The organism is Bradyrhizobium sp. BR13661, assembly GCF_029892425.1.
Taxonomy (GTDB): Bacteria; Pseudomonadota; Alphaproteobacteria; order Rhizobiales; family Xanthobacteraceae; genus Bradyrhizobium.
Map to the genome: position 1 here is coordinate 41803 of NZ_JARXWB010000001.1, position 21060 is coordinate 62862.

At 63.8% G+C, this 21060-nt stretch carries 23 protein-coding genes; 15 read left to right on the forward strand and 8 right to left on the reverse strand.

Annotated features, from left to right (window positions below; all coding sequences use genetic code 11):
* Window positions 1-2: 2 nt before the first annotated feature.
* The 13 genes from urtD to M2427_RS00245 all read left to right on the forward strand — a co-directional run bounded on the left by urtD (window position 3) and on the right by M2427_RS00245 (window position 10252).
* Entirely contained in the window at window positions 3-764 is a 762-nt protein-coding gene (gene urtD / locus M2427_RS00185; RefSeq protein ID WP_280704022.1) for an urea ABC transporter ATP-binding protein UrtD, read from the forward strand.
* A gap of 3 nt (window positions 765-767) precedes the next feature.
* The gene (gene urtE / locus M2427_RS00190) at window positions 768-1463 is read left to right on the forward strand and encodes an urea ABC transporter ATP-binding subunit UrtE (RefSeq protein WP_280704023.1); all 696 of its coding nucleotides are present in this window, start codon (window positions 768-770) and stop codon (window positions 1461-1463) included.
* Between the two features lie 35 nt (window positions 1464-1498).
* Window positions 1499-2329 (forward strand): urease accessory protein UreD, encoded by an 831-nt coding sequence (locus M2427_RS00195; RefSeq protein ID WP_280704024.1) that lies wholly within the window; start codon window positions 1499-1501, stop codon window positions 2327-2329.
* Window positions 2330-2369: 40 nt separating this feature from the next.
* Entirely contained in the window at window positions 2370-2672 is a 303-nt protein-coding gene (locus tag M2427_RS00200) for an urease subunit gamma (protein WP_007605424.1), read from the forward strand.
* Between the two features lie 9 nt (window positions 2673-2681).
* Window positions 2682-2987 carry an urease subunit beta gene (locus M2427_RS00205; protein WP_025576653.1) on the forward strand — a complete coding sequence of 102 codons (306 nt, stop codon included), beginning with the start codon at window positions 2682-2684 and terminating at the stop codon, window positions 2985-2987.
* Between the two features lie 92 nt (window positions 2988-3079).
* The gene (locus M2427_RS00210) at window positions 3080-3538 is read left to right on the forward strand and encodes an endonuclease domain-containing protein (protein ID WP_280704025.1); all 459 of its coding nucleotides are present in this window, start codon (window positions 3080-3082) and stop codon (window positions 3536-3538) included.
* Window positions 3535-4080 carry an HD domain-containing protein gene (locus M2427_RS00215; protein WP_280704027.1) on the forward strand — a complete coding sequence of 182 codons (546 nt, stop codon included), beginning with the start codon at window positions 3535-3537 and terminating at the stop codon, window positions 4078-4080. Before M2427_RS00210 ends, M2427_RS00215 begins: the two co-directional genes overlap by 4 nt.
* Window positions 4081-4117: 37 nt before the next feature.
* The gene (gene ureC, locus M2427_RS00220; protein ID WP_280704028.1) at window positions 4118-5833 is read left to right on the forward strand and encodes an urease subunit alpha; all 1716 of its coding nucleotides are present in this window, start codon (window positions 4118-4120) and stop codon (window positions 5831-5833) included.
* Between the two features lie 134 nt (window positions 5834-5967).
* Window positions 5968-6267 carry a putative quinol monooxygenase gene (locus M2427_RS00225; protein WP_148755265.1) on the forward strand — a complete coding sequence of 100 codons (300 nt, stop codon included), beginning with the start codon at window positions 5968-5970 and terminating at the stop codon, window positions 6265-6267.
* 6 nt (window positions 6268-6273) lie between these two features.
* Window positions 6274-6909, forward strand: coding sequence for an urease accessory protein UreE (locus tag M2427_RS00230; protein WP_280704029.1), 636 nt, complete (start codon window positions 6274-6276; stop codon window positions 6907-6909).
* Window positions 6890-7618: an urease accessory protein UreF gene (locus M2427_RS00235; protein ID WP_280704680.1), complete on the forward strand. Its 729-nt coding sequence runs from the start codon at window positions 6890-6892 to the stop codon at window positions 7616-7618. Before M2427_RS00230 ends, M2427_RS00235 begins: the two co-directional genes overlap by 20 nt.
* Before the next feature lie 39 nt (window positions 7619-7657).
* A complete protein-coding gene (gene ureG, locus M2427_RS00240) occupies window positions 7658-8281 on the forward strand; it encodes an urease accessory protein UreG (RefSeq protein WP_280704030.1) in 624 nt (207 codons plus the stop codon).
* Window positions 8282-8593: 312 nt separating this feature from the next.
* Entirely contained in the window at window positions 8594-10252 is a 1659-nt protein-coding gene (locus M2427_RS00245; RefSeq protein WP_280704031.1) for an HWE histidine kinase domain-containing protein, read from the forward strand.
* Between the two features lie 48 nt (window positions 10253-10300).
* Here M2427_RS00245 and M2427_RS00250 read toward each other — a convergent pair whose 3' ends face one another.
* The 6 genes from M2427_RS00250 to M2427_RS00275 form a co-directional block, all read right to left on the reverse strand.
* Complete coding sequence (locus tag M2427_RS00250) at window positions 10301-10660, reverse strand: RidA family protein (RefSeq protein WP_280704032.1); 360 nt, start codon at window positions 10658-10660, stop codon at window positions 10301-10303.
* 58 nt (window positions 10661-10718) lie between these two features.
* Window positions 10719-11327, reverse strand: a complete 609-nt coding sequence (locus M2427_RS00255; RefSeq protein ID WP_280704033.1) for a TetR/AcrR family transcriptional regulator — start codon at window positions 11325-11327, stop codon at window positions 10719-10721.
* A gap of 109 nt (window positions 11328-11436) precedes the next feature.
* Window positions 11437-12579 carry an OpgC domain-containing protein gene (locus M2427_RS00260; protein ID WP_280704034.1) on the reverse strand — a complete coding sequence of 381 codons (1143 nt, stop codon included), beginning with the start codon at window positions 12577-12579 and terminating at the stop codon, window positions 11437-11439.
* 186 nt (window positions 12580-12765) lie between these two features.
* Window positions 12766-13221, reverse strand: a complete 456-nt coding sequence (locus M2427_RS00265) for a hypothetical protein (protein WP_280704036.1) — start codon at window positions 13219-13221, stop codon at window positions 12766-12768.
* Between the two features lie 35 nt (window positions 13222-13256).
* Window positions 13257-13628 carry a DUF883 family protein gene (locus M2427_RS00270; RefSeq protein ID WP_280704037.1) on the reverse strand — a complete coding sequence of 124 codons (372 nt, stop codon included), beginning with the start codon at window positions 13626-13628 and terminating at the stop codon, window positions 13257-13259.
* A 78-nt stretch (window positions 13629-13706) separates the two neighbouring features.
* Window positions 13707-14819 carry an AI-2E family transporter gene (locus M2427_RS00275; protein WP_280704039.1) on the reverse strand — a complete coding sequence of 371 codons (1113 nt, stop codon included), beginning with the start codon at window positions 14817-14819 and terminating at the stop codon, window positions 13707-13709.
* 225 nt (window positions 14820-15044) lie between these two features.
* On the opposite strand from M2427_RS00275, the gene M2427_RS00280 reads away from it, so the two are divergent.
* Both M2427_RS00280 and M2427_RS00285 read left to right on the forward strand, forming a co-directional pair.
* Window positions 15045-15815, forward strand: coding sequence for a L,D-transpeptidase (locus M2427_RS00280; RefSeq protein ID WP_280704040.1), 771 nt, complete (start codon window positions 15045-15047; stop codon window positions 15813-15815).
* An 18-nt stretch (window positions 15816-15833) separates the two neighbouring features.
* Window positions 15834-16484, forward strand: coding sequence for a DUF2865 domain-containing protein (locus M2427_RS00285; RefSeq protein WP_280704041.1), 651 nt, complete (start codon window positions 15834-15836; stop codon window positions 16482-16484).
* A 5-nt stretch (window positions 16485-16489) separates the two neighbouring features.
* On the opposite strand, the gene M2427_RS00290 is transcribed toward M2427_RS00285, so the two are convergent.
* Window positions 16490-18583, reverse strand: coding sequence for a HAMP domain-containing methyl-accepting chemotaxis protein (locus M2427_RS00290; RefSeq protein ID WP_280704042.1), 2094 nt, complete (start codon window positions 18581-18583; stop codon window positions 16490-16492).
* Window positions 18584-18767: 184 nt separating this feature from the next.
* The gene (locus M2427_RS00295; RefSeq protein ID WP_280704043.1) at window positions 18768-20861 is read right to left on the reverse strand and encodes a methyl-accepting chemotaxis protein; all 2094 of its coding nucleotides are present in this window, start codon (window positions 20859-20861) and stop codon (window positions 18768-18770) included.
* Between the last annotated feature and the right edge of the window lie 199 nt (window positions 20862-21060).

A 21060-nucleotide genomic window follows, 5' to 3' on the forward strand; every position in this document is an offset into this window, starting at 1 on the left:
TCATGAACGTCATGGATACCCGCGCGACGTCCGCGATGCTCTATCTCGACGGCGTGCACGTCTCGTTCGACGGGTTCCACGCCATCAACAATCTGTCGCTGACGCTCGCCCCCGGCGAGATGCGCGCCATCATCGGACCGAACGGCGCCGGCAAGACCACGATGATGGACATCATCACCGGCAAGACCAGGCCCGACCTGGGTACGGTGCTGTTCGACGGCGTCACCGACTTGACGCGGCTCGACGAGACCCGCATCGCCGAGCTCGGCATCGGTCGCAAATTCCAGAAGCCGACGGTGTTCGAGAGCCAGACCGTGCAGGATAACCTCCTGCTGGCGCTCAATGTCGATCACAGCGTCAAGGGCACGTTGTTCTGGCGCGGCAGCAAGGCGGAGTCGGAGCGCATCGACAAGGTGCTGGAGACGATCCGCCTGACCGACGCCCGCAACCGGCTCGCCGGCAGCCTCAGTCACGGCCAGAAGCAGTGGCTCGAGATCGGCATGCTGCTGGCGCAGGACCCGAAACTGCTGCTGGTCGACGAGCCCGTGGCCGGCATGACGGACGTGGAGACGCATCTCACTGCCGAGCTGCTGAAGGAGATCAACAAGACCCACACCGTGATGGTGGTCGAGCACGACATGACGTTCGTGCGCGAGCTCGGGGTCAAGGTCACCTGCCTGCACGAAGGCACGGTGCTTGCGGAAGGTACCATCGACCAGGTCTCGTCCAACGAGCGGGTCATCGAAGTCTATCTGGGACGCTGAGCGATGCTTGAGGTCAAGGACATCAACCTGTTCTACGGCGCTGCGCAGGCGCTGCGCGGGGTGTCGATTGCGGCCGAACCCGGCAAGGTGACCTGCGTGCTCGGGCGCAACGGCGTCGGCAAGACGTCGCTGCTGCGCGCCATGGTCGGGCAATATCCGATCGCCTCGGGCGCAATCGTGTTCGACGGCAGCGACATTACGAGCCTCAAGCCCTATGAGCGGGCGCGCAAGGGCATCGGCTTCGTGCCGCAGGGCCGCGAGATCTTTCCGCTGCTGACGGTCGAGGAGAACCTCAAGACCGGCTTCGGCCCGCTCAAGCGCCAGGACAAGAACATTCCTGACGACGTGTTCTCGCTGTTTCCGGTGCTGCAATCCATGCTCGGCCGCCGCGGCGGCGACCTCTCCGGCGGCCAGCAGCAACAGCTCGCGATCGGGCGTGCGCTGGTGATGCGGCCGAAACTGCTGCTGCTCGATGAGCCGACCGAGGGCATCCAGCCCTCGATCATCAAGGACATCGGCCGCGCCATCTCGTACTTGCGCAACCTCGGCAACATCGCCATCGTGCTGGTCGAACAATATCTCGACTTTGCCTGCGAACTCGGCGACAGTTTCGCGGTGATGGATCGCGGCGCGGTGAAATTCACTTGCGATCGCTCCAATCTTGACCCGGCCGAAATCAGCCGCCAGATGGCGCTGTAAGTCCAGATTTCTGCCGCGGCCGGCTGGGGAGACGGATGCGCAGCGATGCTTTAGCGACATCTTCGGTGTTCGAAGCCAACCGCGCCCGTGGGGCGGTGCGCTTCGACGTGCATGCGCGCGACGGCGTCACGCGGCGGGGCGCTGTGCATGAATCCGGCTCGCTCCGCGTGCGCTTCCCCTCGCCGGAGGATGAGGGTCTGTCCGGTGTGTTCGTCAACACGGCCGGCGGCGTTGCGGGCGGTGATCGTTTCGACATCGAGATATCGGCCGCCGAAGCTGCCCGCCTGACGCTGACCACGGCGGCCGCGGAAAAGATCTACCGCGCGCCGGGGGCGGCAGCGCAGCTCAACATTTCCTTGAAGGTTGGCGCCGGAGCGCATCTCGGCTGGCTGCCGCAGGAGACGATCCTGTTCGACCGCGCCCGGGTTCATCGCCGCTTTGACATCGAGCTCGATGAGGCCGCCTCGCTGCTGCTGTGTGAAATCGTCGTATTTGGCCGCACAGCCATGGGCGAGCGCATGGATCAGGGCGAATTCGTCGACCGCTGGCGGCTGCGCCGTGGCGGCAGGCTGGTCTTCGCCGAGACCATCAGGCTGGACGGTGATATCGGTGCAAAACTGGCGCGGTCGGCGGTCGCCAAGGGCGGCGCCGCAATCGGCACGGCCCTGATCGTGCCCGGCGACGAGGCGCTGGTCGAACGCCTCCGCGAGGCGTCGGACTCGTTCACCGGCGAGGTCGGGATTTCAGTCTGGAATGGCTTTGCAATGGCGCGGTTCTGTGCCCAAGATGCGGCGCGTTTGCGCGCCGACATGATGGCCGTGCTGACGCGCACCGGTGCGGCCCTGCCGCGGCTTTGGCTGAATTGACGGCTGGCTGAATTGAAGTGTTGAACGGAAGAGATTTCGCATGAACCTGTCTCCCCGCGAAAAGGACAAGCTTCTGATCTCGATGGCGGCGATCGTGGCGCGCCGCAGGCTCGACCGCGGCGTCAAGCTCAACCATCCCGAGGCGATCGCGATCATCTCCGATTTCATCCTCGAAGGCGCGCGCGACGGCCGTACCGTCGCCGAACTGATGCAATCAGGCGCGCAGGTGCTGACCCGCGACCAGGTGATGCCCGGCATTCCCGAGATGATCCACGACATCCAGGTCGAGGCGACGTTCCCTGACGGCACCAAGCTCGTCACCGTGCACGAACCGATCCGATAGGAGAGCGACATGATCCCCGGTGAACTCTTCATCCAGGACGGCGAGATCGAGCTCAATGCCGGCCGCAAGACGGTGACGCTGACCGTTGCCAACACCGGCGATCGCCCAATCCAGGTCGGCTCGCACTACCATTTCTTCGAGACCAACCCGGCGCTGAAGTTCGACCGCAAGAAAGCCCGCGGCATGCGCCTCGACATCGCCGCCGGCACCGCCGTCCGCTTCGAACCCGGCCAGACCCGCGACGTCCAGCTCGTCGCGCTCGCCGGCAAGAAGACCATCTACGGCTTCCGCGGCGACGTGATGGGGAAGCTGTAACGCAAGCCGAGGCGAGCGCAGTGATCTACAGTGAGGTGAGCACGCTGGCCGGGCTCCCTCCCCCCTTGCGGGGGAGGGTTGGGGAGAGGGGTATGCCACACGACGAGGTCAGCGAGATTCAGCGCCATCGCGCCAGACGATTGAGGCGCGAGATGACTCGCGCGGAAACATTACTGTGGCGCCACCTGAAGGCTGATCGTCTCGCAGGCCTCGCTTTTCGCCGTCAGACCCCTATGGGCCGTTACATCGCGGATTTCGTCGCCCACTCATGCAAGCTTGTCGTTGAACTCGATGGCGAGAGTCACGATTCCGAGGAACGTATCCGCCACGATGAGGGACGTGACCAATGGTTCGCATCCCGCGGCTATCGCGTGTTGCGCTTCACCAATGACGAGGTGATGAAGAACCTTGAGGGCGTTGTTCTTTCAATCCTCGAAGCAGCGGAGCAAGCGGCACCCCTCTCCCTAACCCTCCCCCGCAAGGGGGGAGGGAACCCTTCCAGCGATGCGTCCCTAACCAACTGTGCATCCAACGGTGTCGAGGAAGCATGACGACGCTCTCCGCCGTTCGCCTCATTTCGGAAGCTGCTGAGCTGGCTGCGCGGCGGCACAATGGCATGGCGCGCAAGGGGCGGGGGAACGAGCCTTACATCAACCATCTTGCGGAGGTCGCGAACCTGCTGGCAACGGCGACCGAGGGTGCTGATGCCGAGCTCGTGGCGGCGGGCTGGTTGCACGATGCGATCGAGGATACCGAGACCACGCGCGAGGAGCTCGCGCAGAAATTCTCCGACCGCGTCGCCTCTCTCGTGGTCGAATGCACCGACGATATGAGCCTGCCGAAGGCCGAGCGACGGCGCCTGCAGGTCGTCGACGCGCCGAAGAAATCCGCGAGCGCAAAACTGATCAAGATCGCCGACAAGATCAGCAATATCGGCGCGCGCATGCATGCCGATCCAACCGCCGACGAGCGTGACGATCTTGCCGACTACACCAGCTGGGCCGAGCAGGTCGTCGCCGGCTGCCGCGGCGGCAATGTCTGGCTCGATACGACATTCGCCAACGTGGTGCGACAAGCGAGGGCCTCGCAGTGAGCACTGAGCAGAAATTCAAACGCAAACGGGGCTTGTGATGTCCGTCAAGATGAAACGTTCCGTCTATGCCGACATGTTCGGCCCGACCACCGGCGACAAGGTGCGGCTGGCCGACACCGATCTCATCATCGAGGTCGAGAAGGACTTCACCATCTACGGCGAAGAGGTGAAGTTCGGCGGCGGCAAGGTGATCCGCGACGGCATGGGGCAGTCGCAGGTCACCAACAAGCAGGGCGCGGCCGACACCGTCATCACCAATGCACTGATCGTCGACCACTGGGGCATCGTCAAGGCCGACGTCGCCATCAAGGACGGCATGATTGCAGGCGTTGGCAAGGCCGGCAATCCCGACATCCAGCCGGGCGTGACCATCATTATCGGTCCCGGCACCGACGTGATCGCGGGCGAAGGCAAGATCCTCACCGCCGGCGGCTTCGACAGCCACATCCATTTCATCTGCCCGCAGCAGATCGAGCACGCATTGATGAGCGGCGTCACCTCGATGCTGGGCGGCGGCACCGGTCCCTCGCACGGCACCTTCGCCACCACCTGCACGCCGGGCCCCTGGCACATCGCGCGCATGATCCAGTCGTTCGACGCCTTCCCCGTCAATCTCGGCATATCAGGCAAGGGCAATGCCTCGCGCCCCGCACCACTGGTGGAGATGATCAAGGCCGGCGCCTGCGCGCTGAAGCTGCACGAGGATTGGGGCACGACGCCGGCCGCGATCGACAATTGCCTCTCGGTCGCCGATGATCACGACGTCCAGGTGATGCTGCATTCCGACACGCTGAACGAGTCCGGCTTTGTCGAGGACACCATCAAGGCGTTCAAGGGACGCACCATCCACGCTTTCCACACCGAGGGCGCCGGCGGTGGCCACGCCCCTGATATCATCAAGGTCGCAGGGCTCAAGAACGTGCTGCCGTCCTCGACCAATCCGACGCGCCCCTTCACCCGCAACACCATCGACGAGCATCTGGACATGCTGATGGTGTGTCACCACCTCGATCCCTCGATCGCGGAAGACCTGGCATTTGCGGAAAGCCGCATCCGCAAGGAAACCATCGCCGCCGAAGACATCCTGCATGACCTCGGCGCGCTCTCGATGATGTCCTCGGACTCCCAGGCCATGGGCCGTCTCGGCGAGGTCATCATCCGGACCTGGCAGACCGCCGACAAGATGAAGAAGCAGCGCGGATCGCTGCCGCAGGACAAGGGCAAGGACAACGACAATTTCCGCGTCAAGCGCTACATTGCCAAATACACCATCAACCCCGCGATCGCGCATGGCGTGTCGAAGCTGATCGGCTCGGTGGAGAAGGGCAAGCTGGCCGATCTCGTGCTGTGGTCGCCGGCGTTCTTCGGCGTCAAGCCGGATTGCATCGTCAAGGGCGGTACGATCGTCGCCGCTCCGATGGGCGATCCCAACGCTTCGATCCCGACGCCGCAGCCGGTGCATTACCAGCCGATGTTCGGCGCCTTCGGCAAGGCCCGCACGGCGTCCTCGGTGGTCTTCACCTCGAAGGCGGCCGTCACCGGCGGCCTCGCGCGAAAACTTGGCATCGAGAAGAAGCTCTATGCCGTCCAGAACACCCGCAGCAAGATCTCGAAGAAGAGCATGATCCACAACGACGCCACGCCCAATATCGAGGTCGATCCGGAGACCTATGAGGTGCGCGCCGACGGCGAACTGCTCACCTGTCCGCCCGCCGAGGTGCTGCCGATGGCGCAGCGATATTTCATGTACTGAAATAGCGCCTCAACGCATGTCCCCGGCGCACTGCCTATCCGGGGACGGCTTTTCCGGTTTTGCGTTCGATGCCGGGTGGTCTAATGTCCCGCCCGGTATCTAACCCTTCAGAAGAAAAGCCGGGAGGATTTCTCGTGATCTACGTCGTTGCCACCCTGACCATCAAGCCCGAAACCCGCGCCGAATTCATTGCAGCCGCCACCGCCTGCATCAAGGAGACGCGAAAAGAGCCCGGCAATATTGCCTATGATCTGCACGAGAGCGTCACCGATCCCACCAAGATGGTGTTCGTCGAGCAGTGGGAGAACGCCGAGGCGCTGGTCCCGCATCGCGGCCAGGAACACATGAAGACGTTCGGCCGCGTCGCGGTGAAGTGCTTTACGGCCCCGCCGAAGATTGAAGTGATCACGCCCGAAAAGGTCGAGACGAGGTAACAGCGCATGATCCGGGCGACGCAGGTTAAGGGACAGCACCGCTTCACGGAAGCGCCGGCAGATACGGTCGTGCTCGATTTCGATGATCGGCACCGCCGTCGCATGGCGATGACGGGGACGCGAGGTCTCGAATTCCTGCTCGACCTGGAGAATGCCGTTGCACTGCGCGGCGGCGATGCGCTGGTGCTGGAAGACGGCCGTCTGGTCGAAGTGGTGGCGGCGCCTGAGCCGCTGCTCGAGATCCGCGGCCACGACCCGCACCATCTCATCCGCGTCGCCTGGCATCTCGGCAACCGCCATCTGCCGACGCAGCTCATGGCCAAGAGCCTGCGCATTCGCCGCGACCATGTCATCGAAGCCATGGTGAAGGGGCTTGGTGCAAAGGTCGTCGAGATCGAAGCGCCGTTCGATCCCGAAGGTGGCGCCTATGCCGAGGCCAGCCATGCGCATGGACACGATGACCATGCGCATCACGACCATGGCCATCATCATGACCATCACGGCCAAGACCATCACGGCCACGACCATCATCACGATCATGCCGCGCATGATCATGGGCATGATCATCACCATCACCACGACGAGCATTGCGACCATCCCGATCATCATCACGGCCACAAGCATGCTCATGACCGCAAATGAGCCTGTTGGTGCCGGCGACCTCGCCGAGCGCGAGGCGGCGGCGCTGTACCGGCTGATGACGTGGCTGTCGCCGTCGTTTCCCGTCGGTGGCTTCTCCTATTCCAGCGGCATCGAATGGGCGGTTGAAGCGGGAGACATCACTGATATTGCCACGCTCGCCGACTGGCTCGATGTCATGCTGGGTGACGGCTCCGGGTTTTGTGACGCGACGTTCCTGGTCCATGCCTATCGTGCCGCTGAAGCCGGCGACGACGTCAGCTTGAGCGAGATCGCCGAGCTGGCAGCCGCCTTCGTGCCCTCGCGCGAACGGCAGCTCGAGACGACCTCGCAGGGCCGCGCCTTCATCGAAATCAGCCGCGCGGCGTGGGATGCGGAGGGCCTCGATGCCATGGTCGCGGCATGCCGAGCGCCACTGGTCTATCCCGTTGCGGTCGGCGTCGTCGCCGCGATGCACGGCGTGGCGCTGGCGCCGACGCTGCACGCCTTCCTGCACGCAGTGCTCTCGAACTGGATCTCGGCGGCGAGCCGCCTCATTCCGCTCGGTCAGACCGACAGCCAGCGCGTGCTGGTCAGATTGGAAGCCGCCGTCGCTGCAACCGCTCATCGCGCGCTGAATGCGACGCTGGACGATCTCGGCAGTGCGACCTTCCGCGCCGATCTCGCCAGCCTGCGACATGAGACGCAGTATACGCGGTTGTTTCGCTCGTGAGCGGGACGGCCTTCAACTGATCAAGAGAGAGCGAGCAAAATGGCAACTTCTCACGGCCCCTTGCGTGTCGGCGTCGGCGGTCCCGTCGGATCGGGCAAGACCGCGCTGATGGATCTGCTCTGCAAGACCATGCGCGAGCGTTACGACATCGCTGCGATCACCAACGACATCTACACCAAATGGGATGCGGAATTCCTGGTGCATTCCGGCTCGCTGACGCCGGACCGTATCGCCGGCGTCGAAACTGGCGGCTGCCCGCACACCGCGATCCGCGAGGACGCTTCGATGAATCTGGCTGCAGTCGCCGATATGCGTGCCAAATTCCCCGGGCTAGATCTCGTCCTGATCGAATCCGGTGGCGACAATCTCGCTGCCACCTTTTCCCCGGAACTGGCCGATCTCACCATCTACGTCATCGACGTTGCCGCCGGGGACAAGATCCCGTCCAAGGGCGGTCCAGGCATCACCCGCTCCGACCTTCTGGTCATCAACAAGATCGACCTCGCGCCCCATGTCGGTGCGTCCCTTGAGAAGATGGACACCGATGCCAAACGCATGCGCGGCGAGCGTCCCTTTGTCATGACCAATTTGAAGAAGAGCGAAGGGCTCGACCGTATCGTTAGCTTCATCGAGACCAAAGGTGGACTGAAACGAGCGGGTTGAAGCGGGCCAGCTGTCGGGCCGCGGCGACGTGGCGCGGGCCAATTCCGCCGTTAACCTCTGAGGCAGAGCCGGCTGACGGAACAAATTTCCGACACGGCAATTATCTACCTCCGGGGCCCGGAGCAAAGCCGCGATTGGCCAGACCATCGGCCGGGCGGATTAAGCTTTTTAGGCGACCCAAGTTGCGTACAGATGCCTCCTCCGTCATTATCCCAGCCACTGGGCTCACCCTGTTTCGGCACATGGCCGTTCGAGCGGCGTTGATATGCTCCGTGTTTATTGCCGACCTCCTGCTTTCGCCTGAGTAGTCGCGTGGTCCGGCTGGGTTTCATCATCGGCTTTATTGCTCTGCTCGGAGCTTTGCTCTCGGGGCTTGCGGCCTATCGTGTCCACGACCAGGAGCTGGCGCTGGACCGGATCGCGCTGGCGCGCGCGATCGACGTTCATGCAAGCCTGGTCCAGGACAGGTCGACCGAGCGTGAGCTGCTGGCGCGTGTCGCCTCAGGCCTGTTCCGCGCGCCATCGGTGCTGAAGCCCAACATGCTCGAGCCGCTGCGCTCGGCGATCTATGCCTTCAAGACCGATTTCGTCGTGGCCGGTTGGGTCGCCCGGTTGCAACCGTCCGAACTCGCGGCCGCACAGACTGCGATCAAGGCCGCCGGCTTTGCGAAGCCCGAGATCCGCGACTACAACGACAAGCCGATCGACCCGGCGAGCCTGACCCAGCCGATCGACGTGCTGATGGACCTCGAGCCGCGCAGCGACGAGACCAAGGGGCTGCCGGGCCGCAGCTATGATGACGATCCAGTTCGCAACGCGATGCTGACGCGGGCCAGGATCGAGAAGCGGTCTGTCGCCTCCGACCCGATACCGCTCTTGCGCGGGAACGGGCCGATCGGTGTCATCGTCGCGGCCCCCGTCATTCCCGAAGGTGCAACCGAGCCGGTCGGATTCATCACGTTTTCCTATGAGCTGGCCTCGCTGATGCTGACCAACGACGATCTGTCGTTGTTCTCGGTCGCGCTCAAGGACCCCCGCAAGGACAATAGCGAACTCGTCGCCAACGACCAGGGCGTGGTGTCCACCCGCATGACGTCCCCGGACGGGCCGTCGCCGTCGGCGACGCGCACCATCAGCTTCGGCGGCCGCGATTGGCAACTCGGCTATTACGCCAAGACCAATTCGGCACGACGGGCCGAGCAGACCGCAATCATCGTTGCGGCGATCGGCTTCGCCATCACCGCGATGGTGTGCGGCCTCTTCGGCTACGTCGCCTACAACAATTTGCGGCTCAGCCGCGAGATCCAGGTGCGGATCGGTTTCGAGCGGCGGCTGACGGCTGTCATCGACGAGCTCAATCATCGCGTGAAGAACATCCTCGCGGTGATCCAGTCGATCGTGACGCGCACGCTGCGGCATGGTTCGGATATCGATAGTGCGCGCGAACTGTTGATCGGCCGCATCCATGCCATGTCCAACGTGGTGTCGCTGCTCAGCGAGAGCCAGTGGCAGGGCGTCAAGCTGAAGGGCCTGTTCGAGGCGCGCGCCATTCCGCATGCCGATCGCATCGCCGTCAGCGGCCCTGATATCGCCGTCAGCGCGCGCGCCGCCCAGAGCCTGTCGCTGCTGTTCTTCGAGCTTGCCTCGCATTCGGACGAAGGCCTGTCGCTGGTCGGCAAGCATCCGCACATCACGGCGAACTGGACGGTGACCGGCGAGGAGCCTGACACCGTGTTTCAATTCCGCTGGGAGGAGTTCAACACCAGCGAGGCGACGCGCCGGCCGGATTCGGATTTCGGCCTGATCCTGCTCGACCGCGTTGCGCCCGAAGCGCTTGGCGGCACCGCCAAGCGCTATTTCACCGATGTCTCCTATGTCTACGAGCTGACCGCGCCGATGGAGACGGTCGTGGATATGACCGAGCGCGACCGCACTGACAAGATCTCCGCGCCGGTACGACCCGCGAAATAGGCTTGAAGTGGGTTTGAAGCGACTTTTGAGCGACTTGGCGCCGACGCTTCAGGTCGAGGTCGATCGAGCCGCGATGGCGGTCATCTCGAGTTTGACCTTAGGGCCGAGATCGGCCACGCCGACGGCGGCACGCGCCGGCAAATGAGCTGCCGGAAAGTGCGACTTCCAGGCCGCATTGAACGCAGCCTTCTCGCTGAGATCGGTCATGAAGATCGTCACCTGCAAGACGTTGGCCATGTTGGATCCAAGCGTCTCCAACAGGCGCGACAGCTGGCCCAGCACGTCGTCCGCCTGGCCCGACATGTCCAGGCTGGTGTCCTCGGGTACGATTCCGCCGATGTAAAGCACGCCGGCATGCTCGACCACTTCGTGGAGCAGCCCTTCGTAAGGCAGGATGCGCTTGATCATGTTGAGGACGATGCTCCTGTCGAAACTGTCGTGAGATCTTTCGTATCCTGCACGATATCTAGCCTTTCGGTCGCAACACCAGATCGACCAGAGACCGTGCATAGGCCGGCGTGATCGGCGCGATGCCAAAGATGTAGCGGTAGAACAGGCTGCCATAGATCGCGTCATAGAGATCCTCCGCCGGCGCCTCGGCGAGGATGCTGCCGTCGCGCTGGCCGGTCGCGATCATCTCCACCAGCGCGTCGCGGCGAAACTGGAGATAGCGGACATAGAACAGCTCCGCCGAGCCGGTCTTGGAGATGCATTCTGAGATGACGGCAAGCTGGACCTTGCCGAACTCGCCCTGCAAGGCTTCGGCATAGGCCGCGGCATGGCGGCGCGCGCGCACGGCGGGCGTGCCTGCGCTTGCCGGCGGCAGCGGCAGCATTTGAGCCGCGTGGTGGAGAAAGGCGTCGATCAGCAGCGCCTCCCGTGACGGCCACCATTTGTAGATCGTCATCTTGGAGACGTTGGAGTGGCGCGCCACCGCATCGATCGTGGTGGCGGCAAGGCCGGTCGTGGCCATCAGCGTGTAGGCGCTTTCGAGAATGGCGTTGGTGGTCTCGATCGAGCGCGGCCTGCCGCGCCGGGGTGCGCCCTCGGCCGTATCGCTCGTGCCTTTCGCCATGACCAAGCCGGTCTCTCCTTGCGCGGGAGGCGGCCATTCCCGCCGGTCGCCTCGTCCCGCATAGCGCAGGTGGAGCACCCGGCCTAGCGGAATCGCGTGGCTGTCCCGGTCAGGCTCGCTGCCGCACGGCCGCCGGCTCGTCCTGGCGCTTCGACCAGGAAATATAATAGGCCACCGCCGTCATTGCCGCGAAACCGGCGAGGCTCACCCCGATCTGCATCACGACCAGATTGGCGCCCGTAATCAGGATGAGATGGCCGGCGAGGGACAGGAATACGCCGATGCAGAATACCGCGAGCCATTCCTCGCCGCACCTGATCACCATCAGAAGCGGCTTCCACTGCAATCCTGGATGATCAGCCGGAATGAGGTACGTCGCAAGGAAGGCGAGCGCGAGGAAGTGGATCACGCGATAGGGCGCGAGGTTTTCCTTGTCGGCCGGCGAGATGCTGTTGAGAACGAACTCAGGCAAATAGGCGGACAGGACCGGCGAATGGCGCATCATGGTGAGGGCCATCGCCAGCACAAGGTAGGCGCCCGCGAGCGCACGAAGCCAGGAGATCTTGTGAAGTGCATGACCTGACAGGCCGGTGACGGCGAACCAGCCGCCCAGCACCATCAGCATCTGCCAGCACAGCGGATTGAAGGTCCATTCCAGGTCGGGGTAGGCGTGAAAAGTCCAGCCGAACCAGCGCGCGGCGAGATACAGCGCGACCGAAGCGGCCAGGGTCAGGTTCGGACGCCGCAGCAGGCCCCACAATGCGAATGGGAAGAAAGCCATCAGCGGGATCATCAGCTGCAGAAGATCGAGGTTGAGCGGCTCTTCCTGGAGCACCAATCCCTGAACCAGAATGCGCAGCGGGTGCTCGAGAATGCCCGAGATGTTGTAGTCGCTGATGATCTCCGGCGCCATCGACTGCGAAGCGACGTAGGCGATGGTGTCGATGTAAATCACGAACAGCACGACATAGGCGGCATAGAGCCGCCAGACGCGGCGGAAGATGCGCGTCGCAGCCACGACATAGCCGCGCTCCAGCGCCATCCTGCCGTGGATGATGGCAACGCCGTAACCCACCACGAACACGAACAGGTCGGCCGCGCCGCTGAAGCCGAAATTGCGCAGCGTCAGCAGGTTGACCACGTTGTTCGGGATGTGGTCGACGAACACCGACCAGTTCGCAATGCCGAGCGTCAAATAGAGCCTGGCGTCGTGTTGAAATGCAGCAAGGTTCGCCTTGACGGACGGTTTCATCGCGGAAAATGACTTTTGGAATCAGGGGCGATGCTTTTAGCGGCAACCGCCTGCCTATCCGAGTAGCGATTGCGTGAAGCGGGGCGGATTTACCGCGTTTGATGAAAAATTGCGCAAGGCGGGCCACCGGATTCTCCGGAGCCTGTCCGCCCGGCTGGCGGCGCAACTTTCTTAACGCGCCTCGTCCTACTCGGCCGGCTCGGCTGAGGCCTCGTCCGCGGCGCCTACGCGGCTTGCCATGATTCCAAGCGCAACACCGCCGATCGCCAGGATCGGCAACAGCCGCTTGATCCCGATGGCGCGTGCGACCTGTAGACCCGTCGCCAGCAACATGGGATCAGCGAGCATGCTCGTGGCTGCGGACTTTGCGGCCCGCTCGGCGGCGATGCGGGCGCGCTTCTGCGCTTCCCGCTTGTAGCCCCAATAGCTCCCTGCTGCGCTGAGCGTCAGCAGGAAGAAGATGCCGGCACCGGCAAGGCAGGCCTGCACGGGGCCATATTTGTCGAGGACCGAGATGAAGGCCGCCGCGCAGAGGAAGCATGTCGTGATGAACAGTGCGAACGCCGCACCTGCGGCCAGCGATGTCAGCCGCATGGTCGTTCCCGTCGATGCGCTGATACCATCGATGATGCGCTGAAACACGGTCTTGCTCCTCGGATGTCGATCAATCGCGCGCCTCAGCGGCGCCAGGCGAAGCCGATCAGGAAGCCGATGCCGAGTGCGACACCAACGGTCGCGAGCGGCCGCTGCGTGATCGCATCTTCCAGCGTCTCTTCGACTGACCCATAGGCGTCCTGCGCCGCGTCCATCATCGCGCTGCCACGATCGGAGATGTCGTCGAGCGTCGAATCCATGTTGTCACGCGCCTGCTTGTAACCACGCCGGGCCTGCTTGCCCGCCGAATTGGCGAATGTGTTGAGCGCGTCGGTGATCTGATCGGTGAGGGCGGCGATATCGCTTTTCACGGCTGCTACATCCTTCTCGAGGCGGTCTGTGGTGGCCTTGTCAGTCCAATTTCGCATCCTGCCTTCGGCATCGGTCGTGGACATCACGGGCTCCGAACTGTTTGACATAGGGTCGGGCGGAGAACGTTTCGTCGGGGTGGAAGTTCCGTCGCGGGAAACCAGTCATTCCTGCGGAAGCTGCGGCGAATTCTCCGGCAGCAGATGCTCCTTCAGGATCAGCCCGACGATGAGCAGCGGCGACGACAGGAACGCACCCATCGGTCCCCACAGCCAGGTCCAGAAGGCCAGGGCGATGAAGACGGCCAACGCATTCAGCGCCAGCCTGCGGCCAATGATGGTTGGCGTGACAAAGTGCCCCTCAATGAACGTGATGCCGCCGAAAGCCAGTGCCGCGACTAGTCCGCCACCGAGCGTCGGAAAGGCAACAAGGCCAACCACGACCAGAACGACGAACATAGCGACCGGCCCGATGATGGGGATGAAGTTGAGTGCTGCCGCGAGCGCACCGAGCCCGGCCGGATTTGGCATCCCGGTGACCGCGCACACGATCCCCGTTGCGACGCCCACGCCGACATTGATGACCGTCACGGTCAGGAGATAGCTGCCGAGATGGACCTCGATCTCGTTCAGGATCCGCAGCGTCCGAAGTCGCGCGTCGCGCTCGCCGAACGTCATGATCAGGGCGCGCCGCAGATCGCGCCAACTCGCGATGAACAGGATCAGGGTGGCGAAGAACAGCAGGAATTCGGCGAAGGTCGGCGACAGGAATTCCAGCGTCGGCTGGACCCATTCGACCTTGGGAAGCTGGAGGCTTGGCAGCGCCTCGGAACCGCCAAGCATGGTCTGAAGCTCATGCCACAGCGCCAGCGGACGGTCGAAGACGTGCATCTTCTCCTTGAGCTGTGCGCCGAGCTCTGGCAGGCGAGAGCTCCACTCCATCGCCGGCGCGGCAATCAGCGCGAAGACGAACGCGACCATCGCGGTCACCGCGATCACAATGAGCAAGGCGCCGAGGGCGCGCGGCACGTGCCGTTTTTCCAGGAAAGTCGCTGCGGGCGAGAGCATGGTGCCGGCGACAATGGCCATCACGACCGGCAGGAAGAACGCCTTGGCGACATAGAGCACCGCGACGGCGGCGATCAGGAGCAGGCCGGCGAGGGCAAAGGCAACGAATTCGCTGCGGCGGATGACGGGCGGTAGTTCGTTGCGGCTATCTGGAAGCGGTACGCCTTCGCTGGTGCCGGAAATCATTCGTTCACTGGGAAGGACGCGCACAATATCTCTCCTGCACGGAAACGTCCGCGCGCCCAATTGATGACAGGAGAACGCGCCGGCGATGCCGGGGTTCCATCGCGGCTTCGTGAAGTTGCACTCGCTTGACTGTGACACGGCTGCCGCAAGCGAGAGCGGAACTTGAGTCGGCGCTGCTGCGTTGACGGGTCAGCAGCATCACCCAGATGCACACATTCAACCAGATGCACACATTCAACGGGGCAGCACATGACAAAGTTCTCGGTCGTCCGTCGCAGCTTCTCGCCGCGCGTCGTCATCACCTGTGCTTTTGCGACAGCTTTGCTGACCGTGCCGGTCGCGGCCGAGGCGCAAGTGCTCGGCTATGCGCCGATGCAGCTGCAAAGCTATCCGCAGGACCAGGCCTATTCGCAGGGCTACGCGAACGAGGCGCCACAGGCCGCGGACGAGGATTCAGTGCTGCCCGATCGGCTGCGCCGGCAGATCGTGAGCTTCGACCGCAACGAGCCGGCCGGCACCATCGTCATCGATACTGCCAACACCTATCTCTATTACGTGCTCGGCAACGGACGCGCGATGCGTTACGGCGTCGGCGTCGGCCGCGAGGGATTCACCTGGTCGGGCGTGCAAAGTATCAGCCGCAAGGCCGAATGGCCGGATTGGCATCCGCCGGCAGAGATGATCGCGCGCCAGCCTTATCTGCCGCGCTTCGTCGCCGGTGGTCCCGGCAATCCGCTCGGTGCGCGCGCGATGTATCTCGGCGCCAGCGAATACCGAATCCACGGCACCAACGATCCGACAACGATCGGCAAGTTCGTGTCCTCGGGCTGTATTCGTCTGACCAACGAAGATGTCAGCGACCTGTTCAACCGCGTCAGCGTCGGCGCCAAGGTCGTGGTTCTGCCGAAGAACGCACCACTGATGGCGCGCGGCGGTGATCCCGCACGCAAGCGGCCGGCAGCGACGACGCTGCCCTCGGGGCGCCAGGCGCTGAACATCCCGACTTCGTCGGTGGACTAAGAGCTTGAGTGAGGCCAAATGGTGAGACGTTCGACCAGCAAGTTGGCTAGCGGAACGGCCGCGTTCGTCACGGTCGCTTCTCTCGGTCTCGCGCTCGCGCCGGCGGCACATGCGGAAGACTTCTTCTCGGCGTTATTCGGCGCGCTTGGCAGGCGGCCAACGCCGCAAATTCAGGCGCCGTTCGCGGACGACGATGTGCCGCGCTATGACGCACCGCGCCAGCGCGCGTTTGGCGGCGGCACCGCCTATTGCGTGCGCGGCTGCGACGGGCGCTACTTTCCCGCACAAGGCGCTGATGCCCAGAGCAAGGCACAATCCTGCAAGAGCTTCTGCCCGTCCGCTGAAACCTCGCTGGTCTACGGGGGCAATATCGATGACGCCACGACGGAGACCGGAAAATCCTATTCCGATCTGCCCAACGCCTTCCGTTATCGCAACGAGATCGTCGCGGGCTGCACCTGCAACGGTAAGGACCCGGCCGGTCTGGCGTCGATCAAGGCCGAGGACGATCCGACCTTGCGAAAGGGCGATATCGTTGCGGGCAGCGACGGCCTCGTCGTCGCCAACCGCAACGCCGGCGATCGCCGCGGCGTCGCGATGAACTTCTCGCCATTGCCGGACAAGATTCGCGCGAAGTTCCGCCAGGTGCCCGTGGTGGCGAAGGAGTAGAGGCCTTACGCCGCGCGGATCTTGCCGAGGAAGTCGGAGACCTGATCGCCGAGCTGACGGCTCTGGGTTTCCAGCAGTTCCGAAGCGTGCTTGACGTTGTCAGCCGCTCCGGCTGCCATGTCAGCGTCAGCCTTCACGCCGGTGATGTTGTCGGAGACGTTCTTGGTGCCCTGCGCGGCATATTGCGTGCTGCGGGTGATCTCCTGAGTCGCCGCGCCCTGCTCCTGCACGGCGGCGGCGATCGCGGTGGCGACTTCGTTGACCTCGCCGATGATGCCGCCGATCGCCTGGATCGCGTTGATGGCCTCGCCTGCGACCTTCTGGATGTCGGCGATCTGTTCCGAGATTTCCTCGGTCGCCTTCGCAGTCTGGCTCGCCAGCGACTTCACCTCGGAGGCAACCACCGCAAAGCCCCGGCCCGCTTCGCCGGCGCGGGCAGCTTCGATGGTGGCGTTGAGCGCGAGCAGATTGGTCTGCGCCGCGATGGTGTTGATGAGACCGACGACTTCGCCGATGCGTCCGGCGGATTGTGCCAGGCCCTGCACGGTGCCATCGGTGTTGCGGGCCTGGTTGACCGCGCGGCTGGCGATGCCCGCGGCATGCGCGGCCTGCTGGCTGATGTCGTTGATCGAGGCTGAGAGCTCTTCAGCGGCCGCGGCGACGCTCTCGACGCTCGTCGATGCGTCGTTGGAGGCCTTGCCCGCGACCTCGACGCGTTCATTGGTCTGGCGCGACACCGCGGATAGATCACCCGAAGTCTTGCGCATTTCGGCCGAGGCATCGCTCAGCTCACCGAGCGACTTGCGCACCACGCCTTCGAACTCGCCGACATAGGTCTCCATGGCGCGCTGGCGGGCGGCGGCGCCGGCATTGCGCTCGCGCTCCTGCTCCTCGATCTTGAGCTTGTCGATCGCCTGCTGCTTGAAGGTTTCGAGCGCGCCAGCGAGTGAGCCAATCTCGTCGTGACGGTCGAGATAGCCGCTGTCGACGCCGAGGTCGCCACCGGCGACCTTGAGCATGGCGTCGCGAATCAGGTGCAGCGGCGTGATCACGCGGCGGCTGACCGCCAGCATCGCGGCGCCGGTCAGGATGATGGCCGCGACCAGAAGCGCCAGCTGGACCAGCAGCGATTGCAGCGCGCTGGCGCGCTGGTTGGCGGCATGATCCTTGGCCGCGGCAAGCGCGGTATCGGCGAGCTTGACCACGATCGCCATACGGCCGACCGAGAAGGGGCTCCACTGATTGGCCGTCATCGACGGCTTTTCGCCCTTGGCGATGGTCGCGATGATGCCATCGCGCGTCGTGGTGTATTGCGGGTCGAAATAGACCGACTTGGTTTCGGTCATGGCGGCGGACAGCGCCGGCGGCAGTTGCATGCCGGTGGCGGCAAGCTCGATCGCACTCCAGGCGGCGTCGGTGGCGCCGACGAATTTGGTGAAGGCGGCCTGGGTTTCGGGCGAGATCTTGCCGCTGGCCAGCGCATTGCCGACGATGAGCGAGGATTCGCCGGCATTCTGGCGCAGCAGCCAGGCCATCTGCTTGATCATCAGCAGCTGGTCGATGGTGGCGTCCTGGTGGTTGACGCTGGCCGCCAGCAGCGGTGCGAGCTTTTCCAAGATGGCCATCAGCCCGTCCTCGCTCTCGAGATATTCGCTCGCGAGCGCCGCGCGGCGTGAAGCCTTGGGCTTGGCAACCTCGGTCCAGAACTCGGCCTGCTGCGCCAGCAGCGCCTTGTTGAGCCGGGCAAGATCGGCCACGATCGAATCGCGCTGTGGGATGTCGATCTCGGGCAGGATATCGATGGCACGCGCCAGCGCCGGCATCAGTTCGTCACGAATGCCGCGAATGTATTTCTCGATATCGGCATCGACCCTGATGTCGCTGGTCAATTGCCGGTTGGTGGTCGAGCGGTCCGCCCGGATATTGGCCATGGTCTTGAACACGTCGGCCGAGGCGGCCGAGACCGCGACGATGCGGTTGGCCTGCTGAAGCCCGGTCCAGGAGCGCCATGCGTTGAGCGAGAAGCCGGCGACGATGATCAGTGCGGTGGAAAGGATCACCGCCTTGAGCAGCGTTGATACGGTCAGGCGATTGAGCATCGGACACCCCGGTACGCGTTTCGAAGTTCGTGCCCCAGGACGGCAGCCCCCACGAACTTCGAAACCAAAGGGATGCGCGCGATAGACGCGCCTGCCTACAGCCGGCGCTCAGGCGCATTTGGCCCGAAAAGGGTAAAAACTTAGACAGTGTCCCTGCCGTAAAATGATGCAGGCGTTCGTAACCTCACGCCGCGCGGATCTTGCCGAGAAAGTCGGAGACCTCGTGGCCGAGCTGGTTGCTCTGGGCCTCGAGCATTTCGGAGGCGCTCTTCACGTTGTCGGCGGCCGCAGCTGCGGCATCCGCATCGGCTTTCACACCGGTGATATTGTCGGAGACATTCCGGGTGCCCTGGGCGGCATATTGGGTGCTGCGGGTGATCTCCTGCGTGGCCGCGCCTTGCTCCTGCACCGCCGCCGCAATCGCGGTCGCGACCTCGTTGACCTCGCCGATGATGCCGCCGATGGTCTGGATCGCGTGGATGGCCTCGCCCGCGACCTTCTGGATGTCGGCGATCTGTTCGGAAATCTCTTCCGTCGCCTTGGCCGTCTGGCTCGCCAGCGATTTCACTTCGGAGGCGACGACGGCAAAACCACGCCCGGCCTCGCCGGCGCGCGCGGCTTCGATTGTGGCGTTGAGCGCCAGCAGATTGGTCTGCGACGCGATAGTGTTGATGAGGCCGACGACCTCGCCGATGCGGCCCGCCGACTTCTGCAGGCCCTGCACCGTGCCGTCGGTCTCTCGCGCCTGCGTGACGGCGCGGCCGGCGATGCCTGCGGCATGCGCGGCCTGCTGGCTGATGTCGTTGATCGAGGCCGAGAGCTCTTCGGCGGCCGCCGCGACGCTGTCGACGCTCATCGAGGCGTCGCTGGAGGCCTTGCCGGCAACCTCGACGCGGTCGTTGGTTCGACGCGACACGGCAGAGAGATCGCCCGATGTCTTGCGCATCTGCCCCGATGCGCCGTTCAGCTCGCCCAGCGTCTTGCGCACCGCGCCCTCGAACTCGCCGACATAGGCTTCGACTGCGCGCTGGCGCGCTGCGGCGCCGGCGTTGAGCTCGCGTTCGTGCTCCTCGGCCTTGAGCTTGTCGACGGCCTGCTGCTTGAAAGTCTCGAGCGCACCGGCGAGTGCGCCGATCTCGTCCTTGCGGTCGAGATAGCCGCTGTCGACGGCAAGATCGCCGCCGGCGACCTTCAGCATCGCGTCGCGGATGGTGTTGAGCGGATTGATGACGCGGTGGCTCACCAGCAGATTGGCGCCGACGGCAAGGCCGATGGCGAGCGCGAGCAGTACCAGCTGGATGGTCAGCGCGCGCTGCGCGGCACCGTGTTGATCGAAGGTGTGCGTCCGGGCGGCGTCGAGGGCGGCTTCGGCAACAGCGACCGCGCTTGCCATGCGGCCGACCGTGACCGGGCTCCACTGGTTCGCCGTCATCTCGGCTTTCTCGCCCTTGACCAGGGTGTCTGCGAGCCGATCGCGCAAGGCCAGATATTGCGGCTCGAAATAGCCGGTCTTCGCAGCGGCCATCGCGGAGGATAGCGACGGCGGCAATTGCATGCCCGACGTTGACAGCTCCAGCGCTTTCCACATGGCGGTCGTGCCGCCGACATATTGCGTGTAATTGTAGCGCCCTTCCGGGGTGATCTTGCCGGCGGCAAGCCCCATCGAGACGATCAGCGAAGCTTCGCCCGCGGTGTTGCGCAGCAGCCAAGCGTTTTGCTTGATCGACAGCAATTGGTCGATTGCGGCGTCCTGGTGATTGACGGTGGCGGCCAGCGTGTTCGAAAGATTGTCGAGTACGTCGAGCAGGCCCTGCGTCGTTTCCATATATTCCTTGGTCAAACCCGCGCGGCGCTGTTCCTTCGATTTTGCCACGTTCTCCCAGAATTCCTTCTGCTCCTCGATCAGCAGCTTGTTGAGGCGCGCGAGCTCCGGCACCAGCGTGCCGGATCGGGGGAAGTCGATGTTCGGGAGCAGCTCGAGCGCGCGCGCCATCGCCGGCATCTGCGCATCACGAAGCGCGCGGAGATACTTCTCGATCTCGGGATCCATCGGCTCGGTCGCGTTCAATAGCCGCGACGTGGTGGAGCGATCGGTACGCAGATTGTGCATGGCCTTGAAGAGATCGGCGGAGGCGTCTGTGATCTGCGAGATGCGGCTCGCGGTCCTGAGGCGGTCCCATGATTCCCAGGCGGTGAGCGACAGCGCGATCACCACACAGATCGACGTAATCGCGATCACAATCTTCAGAAGCGCGGATACGCTCAGGCGATTCAACATCGAAGTCCCCCCCAATTCCCATTTCAAAGTTCGGCTGTAGCGCCCCGGAAAATCGAGAAGAATGGGGCGTGACAAGGATCGGCAATCAGATACCGTTCGGGCATACGGCGAACGGTTTCGATATCTGAAACGAAAAGGGTAAAGTTTTAGGCTGGCCGCCTGCCGGTAGAAGTACGCATTTACTAGAAGTTGCAACGGG

Bases quoted from the DNA above. Each gene is read 5' to 3' on its own strand.
- urtD (WP_280704022.1), top strand. From the start codon at position 3: ATGAACGTCATGGATACCCGCGCGACGTCCGCGATGCTCTATCTCGAC.
- urtE (WP_280704023.1), top strand. From the start codon at position 768: ATGCTTGAGGTCAAGGACATCAACCTGTTCTACGGCGCTGCGCAGGCG.
- M2427_RS00195 (WP_280704024.1), top strand. From the start codon at position 1,499: ATGCGCAGCGATGCTTTAGCGACATCTTCGGTGTTCGAAGCCAACCGC.
- M2427_RS00200 (WP_007605424.1), top strand. From the start codon at position 2,370: ATGAACCTGTCTCCCCGCGAAAAGGACAAGCTTCTGATCTCGATGGCG.
- M2427_RS00205 (WP_025576653.1), top strand. From the start codon at position 2,682: ATGATCCCCGGTGAACTCTTCATCCAGGACGGCGAGATCGAGCTCAAT.
- M2427_RS00210 (WP_280704025.1), top strand. From the start codon at position 3,080: ATGCCACACGACGAGGTCAGCGAGATTCAGCGCCATCGCGCCAGACGA.
- M2427_RS00215 (WP_280704027.1), top strand. From the start codon at position 3,535: ATGACGACGCTCTCCGCCGTTCGCCTCATTTCGGAAGCTGCTGAGCTG.
- ureC (WP_280704028.1), top strand. From the start codon at position 4,118: ATGTCCGTCAAGATGAAACGTTCCGTCTATGCCGACATGTTCGGCCCG.
- M2427_RS00230 (WP_280704029.1), top strand. From the start codon at position 6,274: ATGATCCGGGCGACGCAGGTTAAGGGACAGCACCGCTTCACGGAAGCG.
- M2427_RS00235 (WP_280704680.1), top strand. From the start codon at position 6,890: ATGCTCATGACCGCAAATGAGCCTGTTGGTGCCGGCGACCTCGCCGAG.
- ureG (WP_280704030.1), top strand. From the start codon at position 7,658: ATGGCAACTTCTCACGGCCCCTTGCGTGTCGGCGTCGGCGGTCCCGTC.
- M2427_RS00250 (WP_280704032.1), bottom strand. From the start codon at position 10,660: ATGATCAAGCGCATCCTGCCTTACGAAGGGCTGCTCCACGAAGTGGTC.
- M2427_RS00255 (WP_280704033.1), bottom strand. From the start codon at position 11,327: ATGGCGAAAGGCACGAGCGATACGGCCGAGGGCGCACCCCGGCGCGGC.
- M2427_RS00260 (WP_280704034.1), bottom strand. From the start codon at position 12,579: ATGAAACCGTCCGTCAAGGCGAACCTTGCTGCATTTCAACACGACGCC.
- M2427_RS00270 (WP_280704037.1), bottom strand. From the start codon at position 13,628: ATGTCCACGACCGATGCCGAAGGCAGGATGCGAAATTGGACTGACAAG.
- M2427_RS00280 (WP_280704040.1), top strand. From the start codon at position 15,045: ATGACAAAGTTCTCGGTCGTCCGTCGCAGCTTCTCGCCGCGCGTCGTC.
- M2427_RS00285 (WP_280704041.1), top strand. From the start codon at position 15,834: ATGGTGAGACGTTCGACCAGCAAGTTGGCTAGCGGAACGGCCGCGTTC.
- M2427_RS00290 (WP_280704042.1), bottom strand. From the start codon at position 18,583: ATGCTCAATCGCCTGACCGTATCAACGCTGCTCAAGGCGGTGATCCTT.
- M2427_RS00295 (WP_280704043.1), bottom strand. From the start codon at position 20,861: ATGTTGAATCGCCTGAGCGTATCCGCGCTTCTGAAGATTGTGATCGCG.